This is a genomic window from Salinivibrio sharmensis, from assembly GCF_001995985.1.
GTDB lineage: Bacteria > Pseudomonadota > Gammaproteobacteria > Enterobacterales > Vibrionaceae > Salinivibrio > Salinivibrio sharmensis.
This window is the reverse complement of sequence record NZ_MUFC01000003.1, coordinates 126,308-145,788: the sequence shown is the minus strand read 5'-3', so window position 1 is coordinate 145,788 and position 19,481 is coordinate 126,308. Positions and strand designations below refer to the sequence as shown.

The following is a 19,481-nucleotide window of genomic DNA, read 5'->3' as shown; positions in this document are numbered from 1 at the left end:
TAATGCGGCGCCTTATTGACGAGTAACGAGAAGGCAGGGCATGAGATTCGCGTTAGGCATTGAGTATGATGGCGCTCAGTTTTACGGTTGGCAGAGGCAACGAGAAGTCACGAGTGTGCAGGAACACCTAGAGCGTGCTTTATCGACGGTTGCCAATCATCCTGTCGCCGTACAGTGTGCGGGACGTACCGACTCTGGCGTGCATGGAACAGGACAAGTGGTGCACTTTGACACTGACAATCAACGTCCTTTAAAAGCTTGGACGATGGGTGTCAATGCGAATTTGCCGGATCCGATTGCGGTGCGATGGGCGAAGTCCGTGACAGACGAGTTTCATGCCCGTTTTAGTGCCACTGCGCGACGCTATCGTTATGTCATTTATAATCATCCCTTGCGCCCGGCGATCTTAGCCAAGGGAGTCAGTCACTATCACGCTGAACTTGATGAAACCTTAATGCACCGAGCAGGTCAGTATCTACTTGGGGAGAATGATTTTTCATCATTCCGTGCCGCTCAGTGTCAATCGAACTCCCCTTGGCGGAATTTGATGCATTTATCGGTCAACCGTCAAGGGCGCTTTATCGTGATTGATATTAAAGCCAATGCGTTTGTGCATCATATGGTGCGCAATATAGTGGGGAGCTTAATGGCGGTCGGTCGTCAAGAGCAGCCTCCTGAGTGGATGGCTTGGCTGCTGGCACAAAAAGATCGGACCCAGGCTGCTGCGACCGCGAAAGCTGAAGGCTTGTATTTGGTTGAGGTGGACTACCCCGAAACGTTTGGGCTGCCTCGCTCACCCATTGGCCCCTTGTTTTTGCCGGATTAGGTGATTGTGTCGGCAAGTACGCTGTACTCAAACAGCACGGAGAGAGAATAGGTAGTACCAGTTTTTTATCCCAAGTCTGACAGACTTGTGATTTAATTCGGTCTAATTTGTTACGAATCCAAGATAGCTGTCCGTTCGCGATAGTTATTACTAAGTAAAGGTTGTCCATGAGCTGGCTAGAAAAAATACTAACCAAAAGTAATATTGGTTCATCACGCAAGGCGTCGATTCCAGAAGGTGTGTGGACCAAGTGTACGTCGTGTGATCAAGTCCTCTATCACGCAGATGTCGAGCGTAACTTGGAAGTATGTCCAAAGTGTGAACACCATATGCGCATGCCAGCACGGCGTCGGCTCGACGTATTTTTGGATAAAGACGGGCGTGAAGAGATTGCCAGTGAGCTTGAACCCAAAGATGTGTTGAAGTTTCGCGATTCGAAAAAGTACAAAGATCGCTTAGTGTCGGCGCAAAAAGCGAGTGGCGAAAAAGACGCCCTTGTGGTCATGAAAGGCAGCGTGTTTGATGTACCTGTGGTGGCTTGTGCCTTTGAGTTTAAATTTATGGGCGGCTCGATGGGAGCCGTTGTGGGTGCTCGCTTCGTGAAAGCGGTGGATGCGGCGATCGAAAATAACTGCGGTTTGGTGTGCTTTTCTGCCAGTGGTGGTGCGCGTATGCAAGAAGCACTTATGTCACTGATGCAAATGGCAAAAACAAGTGCTGCATTGGAACGCCTTTCTCGCCACAACCTGCCGTTTATCTCGGTATTAACCGATCCGACTTACGGCGGAGTGACGGCAAGTTTTGCCATGTTAGGTGATATCAATGTGGCCGAGCCTAAAGCGATTATCGGTTTCGCGGGGCGCCGAGTCATTGAACAGACCGTGCGTGAGAACCTCCCGGAAGATTTCCAAACCAGTGAGTTCTTGCTTGAGCATGGCGCGATTGACATGATCGTCGACCGTCGAGAAATGCGTCAACGCTTGGCGGGGCTGCTTGCCAAATTGAATAATGTTCGCTCACCGCTTGTGGTCGATGTAGAGCAAGACAAGCCTAATCTTGAGCCTGAAGCGGCATCGCCTTCTCAAGACCAATAATTGACCGTGTCCCACGGCGCTATCCTTGGTATCATTTGCTCATCATGGAGTAACTGACCAAGTCAATGTCTGAACTACAACATCCAACAGCCACGTCCTCTTTAACGACGTGGCTGTCTTATCTAGAAAGCATCCATACCAGTGCCATCGATCTTGGCCTTGAACGCGTTGCGGCTGTGGCGGAAAACGCACAACTGACCAAGCCTGCGCCGACAGTGATTACCGTTGCGGGAACCAATGGTAAAGGCACAACCTGTGCGCTGCTAGAATCGATTTTGCAGCATGCGGGTTATCGCACCGGTGTTTATAGCTCCCCGCACCTCACTCACTATAATGAGCGAGTGCGCATTAATGGCAAACGGCTAGACGATGGTGCGCACAGTCAAGCGTTCGCGACGATTGAACAAGTGCGCGGTGAGACCAGCCTGAGCTTTTTCGAGTTCGGCACCTTGGCTGCATTGCACCTGTTCAAGCAGCATGCACTGGACGTCGTGATTTTAGAAGTTGGTCTGGGTGGACGCCTCGATGCCACCAATGTGGTTGAGCATGACGTATCGGTGATCACCAGCCTTGCGCTCGATCACTGTGATTGGTTAGGTGATGATATTAACCAAATCGGCTACGAAAAAGCAGGTATCTTCCGAGCGGATAAACCCGCTGTTTGCGGTCAGCCTTCTCCACCGGCGAGTGTGGCTGCACACGCTGACAGTATTGGCGCCGAGCTACACCAGCTGGGCTATCAATATCACTATACGCTCACTGATGATACCTGGTGTTGGGCGGCAGGGGCGTTTGAGCTGACTGCATTGCCTATCCCAGCAATACCATTACAAAATGCCGCCACTGCATTGATGGCTTTGGGCGTTGCTGATCTGGAGATTGCAGACACGCACATCTCTGACGGGTTAGCCTCGGTGTCGGTACCGGGGCGAATGCAGGTTGTCGCCAAGGCGCCTTACACTGTGTTTGACGTTGCTCATAATCCGCACGCGGCCGCTTATTTGGCAGAGAAATTGGCTGAGTGCAAAGCTGAACGCGGCGGGCACGTGCATGCGGTGGTGGCCATGTTATCCGATAAAGACATGGCGGGTACCTTAGCCTGCTTGGATGGTATCGTGGACCACTGGTATCCGGCATCATTATCCGTGCCCCGAGGCGCCCCCGCCGATAACTTGCCTGTGTCGGCACCACAACAGTTTGCGTCACCTAGCGAGGCCTATCAGCATGCGTTAAAACACGCTGAACCTGCGCGAGACTGTGTGGTCGTATTTGGGTCGTTTCATACCGTTGGACAGGTAATGAGCGAGCTTAACTAAAACGGAGTCATTGTGGCCAGTAAGTTACAAAAAAGAATCGTTGGTACCTTGGTGTTGGTGTCTATTGGTGTGATAGTGCTGCCAGATGTGCTTGATGGCAAAAAAGAGCATTATCAAGAGAGCTATGAGAGTATCCCGCTACGGGATGATTTTGACAGTGAGGTGAGCCAAACACCGATTCAAGCACCACAAGTGGTTGAGGTGGAGGCGCCAGACACCAAGGTTAAAGAACGTCAGACAAAGGCAACGGACAGCGAGCCTGCGTCTAAACCGGTGTCTAGTGAAACTGCCTCTTCGCCAGCCAGTGACCAAAAAGGGGCGTGGATGATCCGGCTCGGCACCTTTCGCAACCAAGACAACGCACGACGTTTGGTCAAACAATTACGCGAAAAAGGCTACCAAGCACATATCTTACCCAAAGACATTCAGCCAGATGACTTAGCCAAGGTGGTCGTGGGGCCTCACGTCTCCAAATCGGCGCTAGAATCGCAACTGACTGATTTGCAATCTTTGACAGGATTGAAGGGTCAATTGCGTAAATTTGACCCACTCACCCAATAAGAAAACGTTTGCGTGAGCATTTTTTCTGTTAGAATGCGCACGTCTCGAGCAAGTGAATACGATGAATTGGATTGATTACCTCATTATTGGCGTCATTGGTTTTTCGGCGCTAGTTAGTGTGATTCGAGGCTTTGTTAAAGAAGCATTGTCATTGGTGATATGGTTTGGTGCGTTTTTTATCGCCAGTCAGTTTTATACGCAACTGGCGGTTTACCTGACCAATATCGAAGATGCCGTTATTCGTAATGGTAGCGCAATAGCCTTGTTGTTCATTGCCACCTTAATTGTGGGGGCGGTGGTCAATTATGTGATTGCTCAGTTGGTAGAGAAAACCGGGTTGTCTGGTACCGATAGGGTGCTGGGTATGGTGTTTGGAAGTGTGCGTGGTGTACTCATTATTGCCGCGATGCTCTTCTTCCTGGATGCCTTTACGTCGGTGGCTCACACCCAAGCATGGGGGCGGTCGCAACTTATTCCTAACTTTGCGGTAGTGATTGAATGGTTTTTCCACTATCTCGAGAACAGTTCCAGTTTCTTACCTGAGATCGCCGGATCTTAGGATGATATTCGCGTAACAAGGAATCGCTGACATGTGTGGTATTGTTGGAATCGTTGGTAACACCCCGGTCAATCAGTCCATTTATGATGCACTAACGGTGCTACAACACCGGGGGCAGGATGCCGCCGGGATTGTCACTATTGACGACAATCGTTTCCGGCTTAGAAAAGCCAATGGTCTCGTAAAGGATGTGTTTCAACTTAAGCATATGCAGCGCTTACAAGGCCAAGTTGGCATTGGGCATGTGCGTTATCCAACCGCGGGAAGCTCGAGCGCGTCAGAAGCGCAGCCGTTTTATGTGAACTCGCCATACGGCATTACCCTGGCGCACAATGGTAACCTCACCAACGCACAAGACTTGCGTCAGTCGCTATTCGAAAAAGACCGTCGTCACCTTAATACCACCTCTGATTCTGAAATCCTTCTTAACGTCCTTGCCCACCAGTTATCAACCGCGACATCGCATCCATTAACGGTTGACGATATGTTTGCCGCGGTGGCGTCGGTGCATCGACAAGTGTCGGGGGCTTATGCGGTCGTGGCCATGGTCATCGGCCACGGAGTGATAGCGTTTCGTGATCCTAAGGGCATTCGGCCACTCTGTTTAGGTAAACGCGATACAGAGGCCGGCACTGAATACATGGTGGCGTCGGAGACAGTGGCATTGGATGCAGTCGGGTTTGATTTTGTCCGTGATGTGGCACCCGGTGAAGCTATCTATATCACGCTGGATGGGCAACTGCATACCAGCCAATGTGCGGATGCGCCGAGTTTAAATCCCTGCATCTTTGAATTTGTCTACTTCTCTCGCCCAGACTCCTTTATTGACAAGGTCTCGGTTTACGGTGCCCGTATTCGCATGGGGCAGAAGCTGGGCGCTAAAATTCAACGTGAGTGGGATGACGTTGATATTGATGTGGTGATCCCCATTCCAGAGACCTCCTGCGACATCGCCTTAGAAATCGCCCAAGTACTCGGAAAGCCTTATCGCCAAGGCTTTGTCAAAAACCGTTACGTCGGTCGAACCTTTATTATGCCCGGGCAACAAATGCGTCGGAAATCGGTGCGCCGTAAACTCAATGCGATTCGTTCTGAATTTAAAGACAAACGCGTTCTGTTAGTCGATGATTCGATAGTCCGCGGCACCACCTCGGAGCAAATAATCGAAATGGCGCGCGAGGCCGGGGCAAAAGAAGTGTATATGGCGTCAGCCGCCCCCGAAGTGCGTTTTCCTAACGTCTATGGCATCGACATGCCCAGCGTTAATGAGCTGATCGCCCATGGTCGTGAAGTCGATGAAATTGGTCAATTGATTGGTGCGGATGGCTTGGTCTACCAAGATCTTTCTGACTTGGTGGCAGCGGTTGGCGAAGCGAACCCGGCGATTGAGCGCTTTGAGACGTCGGTGTTTAGCGGTGAATACGTCACTCAGGATGTCGATCAAGCTTACCTCGAGTATATACAAAGCTTGCGGAACGACGATGCGAAAACGGTGCGCGAGCAGCAGCAAGAGCTGGCTAACTTAGAGATACATAACGAGGATTAATTGAAAACGCCGCGACAGATATCGCGGCGTTTTTCAGTGTTAGCCCGTTGAATGCATGTCGATTAATGGGTAAAGACAGGTCCCATGCCGACATTCCAAAGGATGACAGAGGCTGCAAGGATCGCGACCAGCAAGACTAACCCGCAAGTGACGACAGAGCTCGCATAGATAAACCCTCGCTCTTCAGGGATTTCCATCAATATCGGTACCCCTGTGTAGAGGAGGTAGACAGAGTAGGCAATACCAATTAAGCCGACGATCATCACAAACCACACCACTGGGTAGAGGGTTGCAAGCCCCACCATGAAAATCGGCGTTGCCGTGTAGGCCGCAAGCTCCAAGCATTGGGTATAAGTCGGGGCTGAACCGAATGTTCGGCTCATCCATAGGGTGAGATAAGCAAGTGCCGCAACACCGCCTAACAACGCAAGATACATAGCACTGGCGATAAACAGTGCGCTTTGCGGGGTCATAAATATGGGATCCCCCGCGCCTATCTGCCAACCAATATGGACGCTCGCGTAATAGGCACAAACAGGCGGGATTAACGCCAGTAACAACGCGTGGCCAATGCTGTTTGAGGCGGCCTCATGGCGTTCGCCAATCGCTTTCCATTCCTTTTTGGGATGGGTATATAACCCCAATAAATGACTTAAAATCATAGTAACCCCGCTCGTTATTCCCTCAGTGAAGTCAGGTGCAACGGTCGGCGCACGACGCCTCAAGTAAAACGTCTTCTCTGCTAGCGTGCGGAGACAGATGCCGTATACACTCTCCTTTAATAAGGAATAGTTGTTGGTGTCTCAATTGGCAAGTTTTCCTCCCGACAAAAAAATCGCTTTTCTGTGCCCTTCTAACTGGCTCGAGATTTAGACAATACCGATATACATTCTTGTGATAGACATCATGTATTAATTGTTATAAGTCTTACTTTTAATACAGAGTAGCGTACTCTTATAGTGTCATTGATTTTCAAGCCTTTTTTATGCTGCCGATAAATGGCTTTGACGGTTCACCTGCTTGAACGCTAAGAATATTATTATTTTAAACAGCTGTTTATAGATCGCTACTGAATTAAATATCATTAGCGGTCACAGGTGTGTCTGAATTCAACTACGATTAGTGCAGTGAGAATGAAACAGCCGCTGCTTTGCAGTCCTGGAGGAGAGCGTCGTGTTGCATAATAAAGAGATTTTAATCGTCGAGGATGATCCCGTCTTCAGTCGGATGATTGCGTCTTTTCTCGAGAGAGAGGGAGCGGTAGTTCGTGAAGTCGAAAATGGTTTAGAAGGGTTGCAAGCGCTGCGAAAGTCGATTCCTGACCTATTGATTAGTGATCTGTCGATGCCGGTGATGACAGGCTTAGAGTTCGTTGAGGAGGTGAGCCTCGAGTATCCAATGCTACCTATGATTGTGATCTCTGGTACCGGAGGGATGGCTGACGTTGCCCAAGCGCTTCGCTTTGGGGTAAAAGACTTTTTGATCAAACCGATCGAAGATATCAACGTGGTTAAAAAAGCCATTGAGGCGGTGGTTGATGATGCGAACGACGATGTACACGCCAGCGATGATTTTAGTCAGCAATGGTTTAAGGTGAGCGAAGATACAGATCGCGGTGCGTCAGAGACGGAACTCAAATGGCACCTTGATGCGTTACGCCACAACCCAGGTAGCGCACGTGAATTATTAATGGGGCTGATGCCAGAGCCCGACTCGCAACAAGGTGCGTGGCGTCTTTCTTATCACTCACTGCAATCGGCAGATGCCAATCCCATTGTGCTGGATTATGCGTGGTTGATGGGCGGGAAAATGGCATTTTATGTGGTCGACTCTGCCTCTGCAGAGGAAGACGGCACCGCGACCACCTTAATGATCCGTGCGTTTTTTAATGATTTCGTCCGCTCAGGTGATGTTAATGAGAGGGGGTTTCTCACCTTGGTAAAACGGATCGAGGATGCGATTCGAGCCTCAGCCTACACATCGCCGGTTCGTGCGATGTTCGGTGTGTTAAACACCGCCGACAATCAGCTTGATATTTTACCGGCGGGGGTAAAAGCCACGGTCGATAGCTGTGGAGCGACAAGCCTTGTTCACAGTGATCATTGGTTGGGGCGCGATGCCTTCTCGAGCCAGTTTCAAAGTGTCGATCTTCAATCAGGTGATGCGCGTGTGTCGTTGAATGAAGTTGGCTTGAACAGTTTCAGCGTCGATATTCAAAAAATCGCCTAATAACTCAGCGATACCATGTCGAATCGTTAACCCTATGCAAAGGTGAGTGGCTGCGATTAGCGCTCGCCCTTGTTGCTGTGCGGACTTAACATCCGTATACTCACGTGGCTCTGGACAGGTTGCCACTGTCGATAGACATCAGGGACAGAACGACATGAAACATTGGTATCTACTTTATTGTAAGCGCGCGGAACAGCAACGTGCAGAACAAAATTTAAAGCGCCAAGGCGTTGATTGTTACTACCCGACCGTGACGGTGGAAAAGTTGCGCCGTGGCAAGTGTCAGCACGTTGAAGAGCCGCTCTTCCCCAACTATATTTTTGTCTGCTTTGATCCCGACCTCGTGCAATATACCAGTGTGCGTTCCACACGTGGTGTGGTTGATTTCGTTCGCCAAGGCGCGTACCCGATCAAGGTCGACTTGGCGTTGATCCAACAGCTGATGATGGTGGAAGACTGTGACGAACAGCGTGACGCACTCTATCAAGGGTTCAAGCCCGGACAGTCAGTGATGATTGAGCAGGGGCAGTTTGCTGGCACGGAAGCGATCTTCAAAGAAAAAGACGGCGAGAAGCGCTGTATTTTGCTGATAAATATACTTAGCAAGCAAACTGAACTTTGTATCAATAACGCCGATATCAGCGCCTCTAGTTAACATTACCTCCTAGTTAGCGCTATCTCCCTGTTTGGCTGCTACACTCGTCAAAGTGTAGCTTTAAATGGGGAGGCAGTCGTTGGAGCCGGTACTTATCGTTGAAGACAGCCGGTCTTTTCGCATGCTGGCTGAACAACAGGTGAGAAAAGCGGGTTTTGCCACTAAGACCTGTACCTGCCTAGCAGAAACGAGGGATGTGCTAGATCATCACACAACCTTTCTCTGTGCGATCCTCGACTATAATTTGCCGGATGCACACCACGGCGAAGTCATCGATCTCTGTTTAGCCGCCGGGCTGAAAGTGGTTGTCCTCACTGCCTCGCAAACAGAGAAAACGCGTGATGAGATATTATCAAAGCCCATTATCGATTATATCCCCAAAGACAGTAGCCATTGTATTGATGCAGTGTGCCGACTCATTAAGCGATTGGCTGACAATCAAGGACACCGCGTGCTGGTGGTTGATGACTCAGCCTCGATACGTAAACGCATCTCTGCGTTGTTAGCGCGTCAGTATCTAACCGTATTGGAGGCTGAAAATGGTGAGCAGGCACTTGACGTGCTGGAAAGAACGCCAGATATATCGCTGATTATTACTGATTACGAAATGCCCAAAATGGATGGCCTTCAGCTTGTGTATGCGCTTCGTAAGAAAGATACCGAGTGTTCACAGGCGATCATTGGTTTGTCTGGGCACAATGATGGGGCGTTGACGGCACGCTTTCTCAAGGCAGGTGCCAATGATTACCTCCCCAAACCGTTTAATCAGGAAGAGTTTTTTTGTCGCGTTCATAGCTGCTTAAATGCCATCGATACCGAATGGCGGCTATTTAAATTAGCGAACACGGATTTCCTGACTCAGCTTTGGAACCGCCGATATTTCTTTGAACGGTGTGAGCAGTTAGCGACTGAAGAGCCTAAACAGTTAGCTATCATCGATATAGACTACTTTAAACGCGTTAATGATGAATTTGGCCACCATGTGGGTGATGATGTCCTAGTAGAAGTGGCTCATAGACTCGCAGATTACTGCCCGGAAGATATGGTTGCGCGCTTGGGCGGTGAAGAATTTTGTGTCTTATCCTGCCGTGATTTAACCACGTTTAAACAATCGTTAGAGCGCTATCGTCAAGCTATCGCCGCTAATCCTATCCGAGTGTTAGGGCAAACGCTTAACATTACGGTGAGTATAGGGGTAGACGCTCAAGCGACAACCGTGCCACAGCTTTTACAAATGGCAGATCAAGCCTTGTATCAAGCTAAAGCATCTGGTCGAAACCAATTGGTTGTTTCTCAAAACTAACAACCTTTCTTTTTGTCTTTATTTTTTGTCTTTTTGAGTAAAAAAGTAGCCATATTGATACGGTTTTGCGTCAAAATCCTGCGAGATGTGTATCAGGGGTGAGAATTTTGCGCAGTTTCTATCTATGCGCGACGTGTTGCCCTTAACCTGTACCGATTCTTGCCCCGTTGCGCGCTTTGCCGCGCAAAATTTACGTGAAGACGTGGTGCGTTGCAGATGGAATATAAAGTGTTGGTTGTGGAAGATAGTCGACCTTTCAGGCGGTTACTTGAAGCCGAGATACGAAAGGCCGGATACATCCCATGTATAGCAAACTCAATCGAACAAGCAGAGACGATTCTCAACCAAGAGACTGACTTTCTTTGCGCTATCCTCGACTATTGCCTGCCCGATGGGCAGGACGGTGAAATCATTGATGTTTGTTTGTCATTGGATATAAAAGTGATTGTACTCACTGCGATGATGGATGCACGGACTCGAGAGCGTGTGCTAGCCAAAACCGTGATTGATTACATCCCTAAAGATAGTCCCTCGTGCGTGTCATCGATAGCGCCGTTACTCAACCGCCTGGAAAAGAACCATCAGCACCATGTGTTAGTTGTTGATGATTCGCTGACGGCACGTCGTTACGTGCGCAGCTTATTAGAGCGGCAATACCTCAATGTCCTTGAGGCACAAAATGGTCAAGAGGCATTAGCTATGGTGCGGCGTGATAAGCGAATTTCTTTGGTGATTACCGATTACACCATGCCAGAAATGGATGGCGTGAGTGTGGTTAAGGCATTACGCAAACTGAAAACAGACGGCCAGTTGGCAATTATAGGCTTATCGGGTGAGGAAGATCCCAGCTTAACGGCGCGATTTTTAAAAGCGGGTGCGAATGACTTTTTGGCCAAACCGTTTAACCAAGAGGAATTTTATTGTCGCTTGCACAGCACACTGAATGCGCTCGATACTGAGCGTCGCCTATTCAATATGGCCAACACGGATTATTTAACCCAAGTGTGGAATCGACGTTACTTTTTCGAGCACCCTCACACACGTTCACACAAGGGGCCGCGGAGTTTAGCGTTGATCGACGTCGATCATTTTAAAAAGATCAATGATCAATTTGGTCATCATATCGGCGATATTACGCTGATTGAGCTGGCAAAGATGATGAAACGCTATTTTCCGGAGGGCATGGTCGCTCGTTTCGGTGGCGAGGAATTCTGTATCCTCTATGGCAATGACGAGCTGGGCTTTGTGCGCCGACTTGAGGCGATGCGGGAAGAGTTGGAAAAGACCGTTTGGTCACCCTACGATAAAGCGTTTTCAATCACCATCAGTATAGGGATGGTCCATGCCGATGCCCGCATTGATGAACTTGTTCAGCGCGCGGATAGGTGTTTGTACCAAGCTAAGGCTGGTGGACGAAACCAGCTCATCCAAGATAGCCAAACGGATTTAGTATCCTGAAAAAAGAGGGCCAGTTTGACCCTCTCTTATGCTAGTGACTATCGTGGTATTGCTCACAGGCCATGAGCGTATTTTCAATCAAGGTCGCGACAGTCATAGGGCCCACGCCACCTGGGACAGGGGTAATATGGCTAGCCTTTTCATAGGCGAGCTCATATTCGATGTCGCCGATAAGCTTGCCGTTTTCCATGCGGTTAATGCCCACATCAATCACAATGGCGCCGGGCTTGATCCAATCGCCAGGGATAAACTTAGGCTTACCGACCGCCACAACCAGCACATCGGCTTGTCGAACATGGGCTTCTAAATCCTGGGTGAAACGGTGGCAAGTAGTGGTTGTACAGCCTGCTAACAAAAGCTCTAACGTCATCGGGCGGCCAACAATATTGGAGGCACCCACAACCACAGCATGTCTACCACGAAGAGGCACATTATAGCGGTCTAGGAGGGTAATAATCCCTTTTGGTGTGCAAGAGCGCAGGGTTGGCATTCGTTGACATAAGCGACCGACATTGTAGGGGTGAAACCCATCGACATCTTTGTCTGGGCGGATGCGCTCCAATACGGATGTGGCATCAATCCCTGCAGGTAAGGGCAGTTGGACGAGAATCCCATCAATGCTGTCATCGTCATTCAAGGTGTCAATGAGTGATAGCAACTCTTGTTGAGAGCATGAAGCAGAGAGGTCGTAAGACCGTGACACAAACCCGACTTCATCGCAGACACGGCGTTTACTGCCAACATAAACCTGTGAGGCGGGGTCGTCTCCGACCAAAATTACCGCCAATCCGGGGGCTCTGCGCCCAGCTTGAGTACGTGCGGAGACGCGAGCGGCAACCTCCCGACGCACGGTTTGCGCGATCAGCTTTCCATCAATGAGTTGTGCGGCCATAACTATCCTTTGGCTAAAGCAATGTTGGCAATAGTGTGACAAAAAACGCATCTAAAAGCTATTACGCAAACGTTTGCTAATGCAGTTTAATGAGTGGGAAGGCAAAAAGAAGCAATAAGCCCTCATGCTCGCACGATGCTTTTTTTGCTGGACTGAAACACCAATAGAACATACTAAGCGCTCTCGCCTCACCGCGTGGCATGAAGACATAGCCAGTAAATGATGTGGTTTTGAGCAACCACGTCAAGATTTTAGGGAAAAGCGTTGACGACGCCTAACGTCGCTTTATAATCCACGCTGCGTAAAGACAGTGCGCCCTTAGCTCAGTTGGATAGAGCAACGGCCTTCTAAGCCGTGGGTCACAGGTTCGAATCCTGTAGGGCGCGCCATTTCGCTTCCTTTCCCGTTTTTCTCACCGAATTGCTCTGAAAATAACCAAACGCACATAAAACCGTAAAAACTGTGATCCTACGCGGTTGAATTGTGAGATATCACCCCAATTTTGATATTGAAACGCCATCGGTCGCCCCTTGTCTCGACTCAGTTGACGGGTGCCGCTATAATAGCGCGTCTTAATTTTCAGTCTCGGATGAGATAGCTCGATACGCCAGTTGCGTGTATCCGGATTCGCAGGGGCTATGACGGATTCATAGCTCAGATGATGCCACCAGTAAAACTGGTATACATCACTCAGTACCCCTGAGTAAATTTGAGGTTAAATTTATAATGCAAGTTACCGTTGAAACCACCGAAGGCCTTAAGCGCCAAATGACCATCACAGTGCCTGCTGCCAACATTGATGACGCAGTCACTAAAGAGCTACGCAATATCGCTAAGAATCGTCGTTTTGATGGTTTCCGTAAAGGTAAAGTTCCATTGAAGATGGTGTCACGCATGTACGGTGACACAGTACGCCAAGACGTGCTGGGCGAAGTGATGCAGCGTCACTTCATCGAAGCCATGATTCAAGAAAAAGTGAACCCAGCAGGGGCGCCAAGCTTTACACCGGTTGAAAACGAAGCAGGCCAAGATTTGGTCTTTAAAGCGGATTTTGAAGTGTACCCAGAAGTGGAGCTTCAAGGTCTAGACGCGATTAGCGTTGAGAAGCCAAAAGCCGAAGTGCAAGAAAGCGATGTGGACGAAATGCTGAATACTCTGCGTAAGCAACAAGCAAGCTGGGTAGAAGCAGACGGTGAAGCGAAAGAGAACAGCCGTGTCACCTTGGACTTTGTTGGCACCATCGACGGTGAAGAGTTTGAAGGCGGTAAAGCCGAAGGCTTCCAGCTAGAAATGGGCCAAGGTCGCATGATCCCAGGCTTTGAAGACGGCCTTGTGGGTAAAAAAGCAGGTGAAGAATTCACTATCGATGTGAACTTCCCAGAAGACTACCACGCTGAGAACCTGAAAGGTAAAGCAGCACAGTTCGCGATTAAACTGCATACAGTGGAAGAACAAGAGCTACCAGAGCTGACTGAAGAGTTTGTTCAGCGCTTTGGCATTGCTGATGGCAGCGTAGAAGGCCTGAAAGCAGAAGTGCGTAAAAACATGGATCGCGAACTCAAGCAAGCGATCAAAAACAAGGTAAAAGAGCAGGTACTTGATGGCTTGGTTGAGCAAAACCAAATCGACGTACCTTCAGCGCTGATTGAGCAAGAAATTGGCACCTTGCGCCAGCAAGCGGCACAACGCTTTGGTGGCAACATGGACAGCGCTTCTCAGCTACCACGTGAGCTATTTGAAGAGCAAGCCAAACGCCGTGTAAGTGTTGGTCTGCTGCTGGGCGAAGTGATCAAGTCAGAAGAGCTTGAAGCGGATGATGAGCGTGTTAAAGCACTGATCGAAGAGATGGCATCTGCGTATGAAGACCCATCAGAAGTTGTCGCTTACTATGAGAAAGACGAGAAGCTGATGGAAAACATGCGTAACGTTGCGCTTGAAGAGCAAGCCATCGATGCGCTGCTAGCAAAAGCCACTGTCACCGAAGCTGAAGTCGGCTTCAGTGACCTGATGAATGCTTCTCAGCAAGCTTAATCAAGGTTAAAAAACGTTTGTGTCGCATTGACACTGCGTAAATGGATTTGCTTACAATGGCCCTAATGACTTGTCATTTGGGCCATTTTTTCCATCTACTGGTTAGCACTTGCCGTGCACGTGTTTGTCGATAGTGAGAGACGTTTAGCCACAAAAAATCTCGTTGGATCATTAAGCTGCGTTCATCGATTTAAGATTTTAGTGACCTGTTACAGCGTTTTGTGCTAAACCTTGGTTAAGGCAAGAGTTATAACGAATTCGATTAGGGATATTACGCTATGAGCCATCAACACAATAATGCCATGCCGCCAATTATGGACGCCCTTGTCCCTATGGTGGTGGAACAAACCTCGCGCGGTGAGCGCTCTTACGATATTTACTCTCGCCTGCTAAAAGAACGCATCATCTTCCTCACTGGGCAAGTGGAAGATCAAATGGCAAATTTGATTGTGGCGCAGATGCTGTTCTTAGAGTCAGAGAATCCAGAAAAAGACATTTACCTGTACATCAACTCGCCAGGTGGTGTGGTGACTGCGGGGATGGCAATTTATGACACCATGCAGTTTATCAAGCCGGATGTCAGCACCCTGTGTACTGGCCAGGCGTGCTCAATGGGGTCGTTCCTGTTGGCAGGTGGCGCGAAAGGCAAACGTTATTGCCTACCGAATTCACGGGTGATGATTCACCAACCGCTGGGAGGCTTCCAAGGCCAGGCGTCTGATATTGAAATTCATGCCCAAGAAATGATTAAAACCAAACACCGCCTCAACACCCTGTTGGCTGAACACACAGGCCAACCAATGGAAGTGATTGAGCGTGACACCGACCGTGATAACTTCATGGCGGCACAAGAAGCGGTGGACTATGGCTTGGTTGACGCCGTATTGAGTCAACGAGACTAAACCCACGATGTCGTAGGACATCGAAATCGAGCGAGCTTTGTGGACAAACGCAAAGCTTGTTGGTTGTTGGGTCGGAAAAAGTGGCCGATTTGTTGTAAACTCAACATAAGGCAACGACGGGCAAATGCCCCAAAGAGGTTAGCGAATGACAGACAAGCGAAAAGACGGTGGAAGCGGAAAGCTGCTTTACTGCTCATTCTGTGGTAAGAGCCAACACGAAGTTCGTAAGTTAATTGCCGGGCCATCGGTCTACATTTGTGATGAGTGTGTTGACCTGTGTAATGACATTATCCGCGAAGAAATCAAAGAAGTGATGCCGAAGCGCGAGGGAGATACCTTGCCCGCGCCAAGTGAAATTCGTGCACACCTTGACGATTATGTCATTGGCCAAGAGCAAGCGAAAAAAGTGCTCTCGGTTGCAGTATACAACCACTACAAACGCTTGCGAAACGGCGACAAAAGCGCAGATGGCGTGGAGCTAGGCAAGAGTAACATCCTGCTTATTGGCCCTACAGGTAGTGGTAAGACATTGCTGGCTGAGACGTTAGCGCGCTTTTTGGATGTGCCATTTACTATGGCGGATGCCACCACCTTGACCGAGGCCGGTTATGTGGGTGAAGACGTCGAAAATATCATCCAGAAGCTGCTGCAAAAGTGCGATTACGATGTTGCCAAAGCAGAACGCGGTATCGTGTACATCGATGAGATTGATAAGGTCTCTCGTAAATCCGATAACCCATCCATTACCCGAGACGTCTCCGGGGAAGGGGTGCAGCAAGCGTTGCTGAAGCTGGTAGAAGGGACAGTGGCTTCGATTCCACCCCAAGGGGGACGTAAGCATCCACAGCAAGAATTCTTGCAAGTGGACACATCGAAAATTCTGTTCATCTGCGGTGGTGCGTTTGCTGGGCTCGATAAAGTGGTTGAGCAGCGTGTCGACACAGGCTCTGGCATTGGCTTTGGTGCGCAGGTCAAAGGGGCGACCGATCGCTCAGCCGACGAGTTCTTTGGCAAAGTTGAGCCTGAAGACATGGTGAAGTACGGCTTGATCCCTGAATTTATCGGGCGTCTACCCGTCACCGCGGTGTTGAGAGAGCTTGACGAAGACGCCTTGGTGCAAATTCTACGTGAACCTAAGAACGCACTCACGAAGCAGTATGGTGCCTTGCTTGAGCTAGACGGTGTTGAGCTTGAGTTCCGAGACGACGCACTGAGGGCTATCGCCAAAAAAGCGATGGAACGGAAAACCGGTGCACGAGGTCTACGCTCGATTGTTGAAGCTGTGTTGTTGGATACCATGTACGATCTGCCGTCGATGAAAGACGTGAGCAAAGTGGTGATCGATGATTCAGTGATCCGAGGCGAGTCTGCACCTCTACTGATGTATGAACACACTGATAATCAAGCAGCCGGTGGCGAGTAAGATCGTTACATAAGGTTATCAGCGAGATAGAAAAAGGGAGTGACAACTCCCTTTTTTATTTTCTGACGGTTGAGCCGTTGAAACCTGTCCAACAGACCCCATATACTCATAATCAGATTGAACGGAAGAGAGAAGCATATGAACTTGGAGCGTTCCGAGCGCATTGACATTCCGGTGCTGCCACTTCGGGATGTGGTGGTTTATCCTCACATGGTGATCCCGCTTTTCGTGGGAAGGGAAAAGTCGATACGCTGCCTTGAAGCGGCGATGGACAATGACAAACAGATTCTACTGGTTGCGCAAAAAGATGCGGCAACTGATGATCCAAGTATCTCAGATTTATACACCGTTGGTACGGTGGCAACCATCCTCCAGCTTCTTAAACTTCCAGACGGTACGGTTAAAGTCCTGGTTGAAGGGATGCAGCGTGCGCGCATCGATCAGTTTAGTGAAGATGATTTCTTTACCGCTCAAGCGGAGTATTTGACCACGCCGAGCTTGGATGAGCGTGAACAAGAAGTCCTCGTCCGTACTGCGATCAGTCAGTTTGAAGGCTTTATCAAGCTAAACAAAAAAATCCCGCCGGAAGTGCTGACGTCGTTAAACGGCATTGAAGAGGCTGCGCGCCTTGCTGATACCATTGCCGCCCACATGCCGCTCAAGCTTGAAGACAAGCAAAATGTGTTGGAAATCGTCGATATTTCCGAGCGTCTTGAATACTTGATGACCATGATGGAGTCTGAGATTGACTTACTCCAGGTCGAGAAGCGCATTCGTGGACGCGTCAAAAAGCAAATGGAAAAAAGCCAGCGCGAGTATTATCTCAACGAGCAAATGAAAGCCATTCAGAAAGAGCTGGGTGAGCTGGATGATGCGCCGGATGAGTTTGAAGCGCTGAAGCAAAAAATCGAAGAGTCAAAAATGCCGCAGGAAGCTCGGGAAAAAACCGAGCAAGAGCTGCAGAAGCTAAAAATGATGTCTCCGATGTCGGCGGAAGCCACCGTGGTTCGCAGCTATATCGATTGGATGATCAGCGTGCCGTGGGCGAAGCGCTCAAAAGTGAAGAAAAACTTAGCCCGGGCGGAAGAAGTCTTGAACGCCGATCACTACGGGCTTGAGCGTGTCAAAGACCGCATCTTGGAATACCTCGCGGTACAGAACCGGATGAAGAAGCTGAAAGGTCCGATTCTTTGCTTAGTGGGGCCGCCAGGGGTGGGTAAAACCTCGCTAGGCCAGTCTATTGCGCGTGCCACCGGGCGTAAATATACCCGTATGGCATTGGGTGGTGTGCGTGATGAAGCGGAAATCCGTGGTCATCGACGGACTTATATCGGCTCATTGCCCGGCAAGCTGATTCAGAAGATGTCTAAAGTGGGAGTGCGAAACCCACTGTTCCTTCTCGATGAAATCGATAAGGTGTCGTCTGACATGCGCGGTGACCCTTCATCGGCGTTGCTTGAGGTTCTTGACCCTGAGCAAAACAATGCGTTTAACGACCACTATCTAGAGGTTGACTACGATCTTTCAGATGTGATGTTCGTGGCCACGTCTAACTCGATGAATATCCCTGGCCCATTGCTGGATCGGATGGAAGTGATCCGCCTTTCTGGTTATACCGAGGACGAGAAGCTCAACATTGCTAAGCAACATTTGATTGACAAGCAAGTGGCGCGCAATGGCTTGAAACCGCATGAGATCACGATAGAAGATTCGGCAATCATCGGCATTATTCGTTATTACACACGCGAAGCGGGCGTACGTAACCTTGAGCGAGAAATTTCTAAGCTGTGTCGCAAGACGGTCAAAGAAATTCTGCTTAATAGCGAGCTCAAGCAAGTGACGGTGACGGATGAGAACCTGCAAGATTACTTAGGCGTCCGCCGCTTTGATTATGGTAAAGCGGATGAGCAAAACCGAGTGGGTCAAGTGACTGGGCTTGCCTGGACCGAAGTGGGTGGCGATTTGCTCACTATCGAGACTGAAGCAATGCCAGGTAAAGGCAAACTGACGCACACAGGCTCGCTGGGCGATGTGATGCAAGAATCAGTGCAAGCGGCGATGACCGTGGTGCGTAGCCGTGCTGAGAAGCTGGGTATCAATAGCGACTTTTACGAGAAGCGTGATATTCATGTCCACGTCCCAGAAGGCGCAACGCCCAAAGATGGCCCAAGTGCGGGCATCGCGATGTGTACTGCCTTGGTCTCAAGCTTAACCGGTAACTCTGTCCGCTCTGATGTGGCAATGACTGGTGAGATCACCCTACGTGGTGAAGTGCTCCCGATTGGTGGCTTGAAAGAAAAGCTACTCGCGGCACGTCGCGGTGGCATAAAAACAGTCGTTATCCCAAAAGAAAACGAGCGTGATTTGGAGGATATTCCTGCCAACGTCAAAGAGGACTTATCGATTCACCCAGTGCGTTGGATTGATGAAGTTTTAACCATTGCGTTAGAGAATAATCCGCTCGGTATTGAGCTGGTTAACGCCGAAAAGAGTGACATGCAGCAAAATTAAGCAACGTAAAACGCTGACAGGCAGTAAAAGGCTTGTCAGCGTTTTTTTTGCTCGCTAACGTTGCTCTGACGCATTGCCTGCATGGGGCGGGCAAGCGCGCTTTCAACGTCTTTCGTCGACAAAGCGTCTGTTATTGAATACCGCAACATTGATAGGTTTGCGGAGATGTAATCTA

General features: G+C 49.4%; 16 protein-coding genes and 1 tRNA gene. 15 read left to right on the top strand and 2 right to left on the bottom strand.

From position 1 onward, the window contains the following. The first annotated feature begins 40 nt into the window (after positions 1-40). The 6 genes from truA (at position 41) to purF (ending at position 5,902) form a co-directional block, all read left to right on the top strand. Positions 41-826 carry a tRNA pseudouridine(38-40) synthase TruA gene (truA, locus tag BZG74_RS04175; protein WP_077771476.1) on the top strand — a complete coding sequence of 262 codons (786 nt, stop codon included), beginning with the start codon at positions 41-43 and terminating at the stop codon, positions 824-826. A gap of 167 nt (positions 827-993) precedes the next feature. Further along, complete coding sequence (gene accD, locus BZG74_RS04170; RefSeq protein ID WP_077771475.1) at positions 994-1,920, top strand: acetyl-CoA carboxylase, carboxyltransferase subunit beta; 927 nt, start codon at positions 994-996, stop codon at positions 1,918-1,920. Between the two features lie 65 nt (positions 1,921-1,985). Next, the gene (folC, locus tag BZG74_RS04165; RefSeq protein WP_077771474.1) at positions 1,986-3,236 is read left to right on the top strand and encodes a bifunctional tetrahydrofolate synthase/dihydrofolate synthase; all 1,251 of its coding nucleotides are present in this window, start codon (positions 1,986-1,988) and stop codon (positions 3,234-3,236) included. Between the two features lie 12 nt (positions 3,237-3,248). Beyond that, positions 3,249-3,797, top strand: a complete 549-nt coding sequence (locus tag BZG74_RS04160) for an SPOR domain-containing protein (protein WP_077771473.1) — start codon at positions 3,249-3,251, stop codon at positions 3,795-3,797. Positions 3,798-3,858: 61 nt separating this feature from the next. After that, a complete protein-coding gene (locus tag BZG74_RS04155; protein ID WP_046075246.1) occupies positions 3,859-4,356 on the top strand; it encodes a CvpA family protein in 498 nt (165 codons plus the stop codon). A 31-nt stretch (positions 4,357-4,387) separates the two neighbouring features. Next, positions 4,388-5,902 (top strand): amidophosphoribosyltransferase, encoded by a 1,515-nt coding sequence (purF, locus tag BZG74_RS04150; RefSeq protein ID WP_046075247.1) that lies wholly within the window; start codon positions 4,388-4,390, stop codon positions 5,900-5,902. Between the two features lie 62 nt (positions 5,903-5,964). Here purF and BZG74_RS04145 read toward each other — a convergent pair whose 3' ends face one another. Beyond that, entirely contained in the window at positions 5,965-6,564 is a 600-nt protein-coding gene (locus BZG74_RS04145) for a Yip1 family protein (protein ID WP_046075248.1), read from the bottom strand. 511 nt (positions 6,565-7,075) lie between these two features. On the opposite strand from BZG74_RS04145, the gene BZG74_RS04140 reads away from it, so the two are divergent. The 4 genes from BZG74_RS04140 to BZG74_RS04125 all read left to right on the top strand — a co-directional run bounded on the left by BZG74_RS04140 (position 7,076) and on the right by BZG74_RS04125 (position 11,547). Continuing rightward, positions 7,076-8,131, top strand: a complete 1,056-nt coding sequence (locus BZG74_RS04140) for a response regulator (protein WP_077771472.1) — start codon at positions 7,076-7,078, stop codon at positions 8,129-8,131. Between the two features lie 154 nt (positions 8,132-8,285). Next, positions 8,286-8,786: a transcription/translation regulatory transformer protein RfaH gene (gene rfaH, locus BZG74_RS04135; protein WP_077771471.1), complete on the top strand. Its 501-nt coding sequence runs from the start codon at positions 8,286-8,288 to the stop codon at positions 8,784-8,786. Between the two features lie 79 nt (positions 8,787-8,865). Next, a complete protein-coding gene (locus tag BZG74_RS04130; RefSeq protein ID WP_235605705.1) occupies positions 8,866-10,089 on the top strand; it encodes a GGDEF domain-containing response regulator in 1,224 nt (407 codons plus the stop codon). A 216-nt stretch (positions 10,090-10,305) separates the two neighbouring features. Continuing rightward, positions 10,306-11,547 carry a response regulator gene (locus BZG74_RS04125; RefSeq protein WP_077771469.1) on the top strand — a complete coding sequence of 414 codons (1,242 nt, stop codon included), beginning with the start codon at positions 10,306-10,308 and terminating at the stop codon, positions 11,545-11,547. A 31-nt stretch (positions 11,548-11,578) separates the two neighbouring features. Here BZG74_RS04125 and folD read toward each other — a convergent pair whose 3' ends face one another. Further along, on the bottom strand, positions 11,579-12,439 hold the full coding sequence (gene folD, locus BZG74_RS04120; protein WP_077771468.1) for a bifunctional methylenetetrahydrofolate dehydrogenase/methenyltetrahydrofolate cyclohydrolase FolD: 861 nt from the start codon (positions 12,437-12,439) through the stop codon (positions 11,579-11,581). 312 nt (positions 12,440-12,751) lie between these two features. Between folD and BZG74_RS04115 the strand changes: the two genes are divergently transcribed. The 5 genes from BZG74_RS04115 to lon all read left to right on the top strand — a co-directional run bounded on the left by BZG74_RS04115 (position 12,752) and on the right by lon (position 19,306). Continuing rightward, a tRNA-Arg gene (locus tag BZG74_RS04115) sits at positions 12,752-12,828 on the top strand. Between the two features lie 337 nt (positions 12,829-13,165). Further along, complete coding sequence (tig, locus tag BZG74_RS04110) at positions 13,166-14,470, top strand: trigger factor (RefSeq protein ID WP_077771467.1); 1,305 nt, start codon at positions 13,166-13,168, stop codon at positions 14,468-14,470. 278 nt (positions 14,471-14,748) lie between these two features. Next, the gene (gene clpP, locus BZG74_RS04105) at positions 14,749-15,372 is read left to right on the top strand and encodes an ATP-dependent Clp endopeptidase proteolytic subunit ClpP (RefSeq protein WP_077771466.1); all 624 of its coding nucleotides are present in this window, start codon (positions 14,749-14,751) and stop codon (positions 15,370-15,372) included. A 145-nt stretch (positions 15,373-15,517) separates the two neighbouring features. Then, positions 15,518-16,795, top strand: coding sequence for an ATP-dependent protease ATP-binding subunit ClpX (clpX, locus tag BZG74_RS04100; RefSeq protein WP_069362055.1), 1,278 nt, complete (start codon positions 15,518-15,520; stop codon positions 16,793-16,795). Between the two features lie 138 nt (positions 16,796-16,933). Then, positions 16,934-19,306 (top strand): endopeptidase La, encoded by a 2,373-nt coding sequence (gene lon / locus BZG74_RS04095; protein WP_077771465.1) that lies wholly within the window; start codon positions 16,934-16,936, stop codon positions 19,304-19,306. Positions 19,307-19,481: the final 175 nt, after the last annotated feature.